This is a genomic window from Haloferax sp. AB510, from assembly GCF_024136985.1.
Taxonomy (GTDB): domain Archaea; phylum Halobacteriota; class Halobacteria; order Halobacteriales; family Haloferacaceae; genus Haloferax.
On record NZ_JAMYJY010000185.1, the window covers coordinates 1 to 3024 of the forward strand.

General features: G+C 48.2%; 3 protein-coding genes. 1 reads left to right on the plus strand and 2 read right to left on the minus strand.

Features of this window, described 5'->3' with window-relative positions:
* Positions 1–1320, plus strand: a 1320-nt coding sequence (locus NKF06_RS20205) for a hypothetical protein (RefSeq protein WP_253246420.1), incomplete at its 5' end; no start/stop codon positions are given.
* A 45-nt stretch (positions 1321–1365) separates the two neighbouring features.
* Here NKF06_RS20205 and NKF06_RS21195 read toward each other — a convergent pair.
* Complete coding sequence (locus tag NKF06_RS21195; protein ID WP_309142160.1) at positions 1366–2772, minus strand: DUF262 domain-containing protein; 1407 nt, start codon at positions 2770–2772, stop codon at positions 1366–1368.
* 16 nt (positions 2773–2788) lie between these two features.
* A partial coding sequence (locus tag NKF06_RS20215) for a DUF262 domain-containing protein (protein ID WP_253246421.1) occupies positions 2789–3024 on the minus strand: 236 nt, incomplete at its 5' end.

Consider the following 3024-nt stretch of genomic DNA (forward strand, 5'->3'; position numbering starts at 1 on the left):
TTATCTCGGCCAATTTCCGCTCCGTCGTCTCGCCGACGAAGACTCCACTGTATCGTTTCTGTTCACGGTGACGCAGAGGACATGCCGTGGTCAGATACGAAAGACACACTCGACGGAACACAACAAGTAACTGAGGAGATTCTCAACGTTGCCGAGAATGCTCTTAAGGAGTATCGTCGACAGACGTATCACCACCTCCCAGATTGGATTTTATCAACCTATAGCCTCGCTAATCTGAAACAGCGGGGTTACTATCAACGAGAAGGCATTCGGACTCATCCAGAGTTTATCGATAAGTCGAACTCAAAAACGAATAGCCCGCGATTCAATCGAAAACCGGGAGAACGAGTCTCGACATCATCGTACCGACAGTTTCCGGTCCGTGATCGGTTAGTTCGGACTGCGTTCTTACATGGTGCTCTCCGAATCCGCTGTGATGAGGTTTTTGAGGATACTCAGAAACCAGCATACGCGAACTATTTCGATGAAAAGTACTCAGGGCCTGAAGTTCACGAGTTCGCTGAGTCTGATCTCCCTGTTGTTGAAGACTATTTTGTCCCACTCAAAGGAGACGACAAAGATACTCCACCATTAGTCGAAGACATCAAGAAACTAGCAGCAGAGCACGCTTCGAATAGAAGGCGTCTAACTAGTGAGACAGTTGGTGTCGACCGATGGCTGCTTCCGCGGTATACTGAAGAGTTACAAAATGAACTGGATGGGGACGACATTGAGGAACTCTCACCAGTCGAGTCGTTTGACTTGGGGGACTGGCGTCGAGACCATTCCGTCTCTGATGACGTCCGTGTTGACGAACTACATGAGCCACTCGAACAGCGTTCACAGCGTGGTTCACAACCAACTTCCGAGCCAACCTCCCGTCCAGAAACCTCCAGCCACAGCGAAGAGAAACCGTCCTCGCGAAAACGAAGCGCGACACAGCGTAGATCGACTGATAGGTCTACTGACCAGGTGACCTCAGATACGCAACGCGAGGAGACGAAACAAGGTGGTGCAAGTCAGTCAACGATTACTGAACACGCTTCTGCGCCGTCACGGTCGGCCGCCCCGACAAAGCCAACTTCTCCCTCTCTCCAATACGGTGGTGAACACTACGAATTAGACGATGAGGAAGTTTCTCGTCTACTTGAGAGACTTGAGCTTGACGAGGACGCAGAACCAAAAGAGATCGTTCAGAGCGTGTTTGCTGCTCTTGAAAGTCGTGAGAGGATCGCCGATCAACTTCGGGAGCTCAGTCAATTTGTAAACATCGAAGGATTACTGGGAGAACCGCTCGCAATTGAAACAGACGAGGAGTAACGTCTGCTGTGAGTTCTCCCAGAAGAGTATGAACGTTGGTTTTGTCTACGAATCGAAATTCCAGATTTCGACCGCAATCTCTGCGAGTTTGTCGGAGCGTTTCTCAATCGTGTCGATGGTCCATTCTGAATACGTTGAACGGACGTCCTCGGTCATCTTGAAGTCAGAGAGACGATACTGATCTATTTTCTGTTGGAACGGATTTGCACTTGCTTCTTCGTTCAGGCTTTCCTCAAGAAGCGTCAAGTTTCCAATCCGGTTACGGTACTGGTTTTTGTATTCGGCTTCACCGACAGTAAGTACATCTCGCCAAGTACTATACTTGTCAGCAGAGAGCGCCGCCTGCGGAGCGATGTGTTCAATGTCGACGGAGGCCCGATCATACGTTTTACCACCGCCTGACGAGTAGTGCTCCCGCTCGAGTGTATCCAGCACGTACCGTGTCATCGAGTTCTGTTTGAACTCAGAACTGGCGAACTTCGCTCTAAATTCGTCATCTCCTGGTGCTTCTTCTTTGAGCTTTGATCGGATTTCATCGACTGGGTTTGCACTATCAAAGGCAGTTGAACAGAGCCCAGAGAATATCCTATCAAGAGATGCGCCTGTTGTCAGGTCAGCAACTCTCCAGCGAGTCATGAACGACTCGAGTAATCGCAGTACTTGGATTGTCTTCGTTGAATCATCAAACTCCTCAATCGAACGAAGAATCAACGTTCGAGAGTGAGATGCCTCAATATCGTTTAAGTTTCGTAGCCTCGCGTTGACTTTACGAGATTGCTTTCCGTTGTACTTATCGACTGAGGCATCAATAATTCCGAGATATGTGTCTGAGATATCGACCATCTCATCTACGTATCCCATAATGGAGATTCCCACCTCATCCAGTTTTGAATCAATTATTTCATTGAAAACATCGTAAAGTTTTCTTGATGAAACATTCCCCTCGTAATCCGGAACCTCACGCGACATGATGAAGTGTCTGAAGAACCGGTTTGGATGGTCTATCTGATGGACGACATTTTTCAGTAGATACTCCCACTGACTTCTCACGTGGTTGTACTCGCTGCTTCCGCTCCCGTATTCTTGTGTTGCTGTCTGTAGCAGCGAATTCTTCATTAGATCAACCGAAGACAACTCCATCCCTCGGTCGTTCAATGTCTCAAATAAACGGAATGCTGACCCCGGAGTGTCGCATTCGACGACAACGATGGTCATCTGCTTTGTGAGTCGAGCTCGGAGATCGTCTAATTCGTCAGTCGTGTACCCAGTTAATTGGTTCTCAAAATATTCGAGAGCTTCTAAGAGGTTCGAATTATCAGCAACTGCGTTCTCGCGTCCGTCAAGGATATGTTCGTAGTCAGCACCGTCGTATTGACTTAGTGAGAGTTTCGGGTGCTTGTTGTTGTTATCATCTCTCTCATAGAGGTACTCTTGGTTGATGAGTTCGCTTATCCCATTTGGGTCTCCCTCATTTTCGTATTGGGTTCTGCATCGCGCAGAATAGTAGCGAAATCGTAGTCAATCGCTGTTGCCCGTCTACAACTTCGAGTTCTGCGAGCTGGTTGAATCCACCATCGTGCTTGATCAGGACGATTGACCCAAGAAAATGCGTATTATCCTCAATGGTATTGAGGTCTGTCCAGAAGTCTGCCCACTGTTCTTTTTCCCAAGAGTACGGTCTCTGGTAATCTGGTACTGTGTACG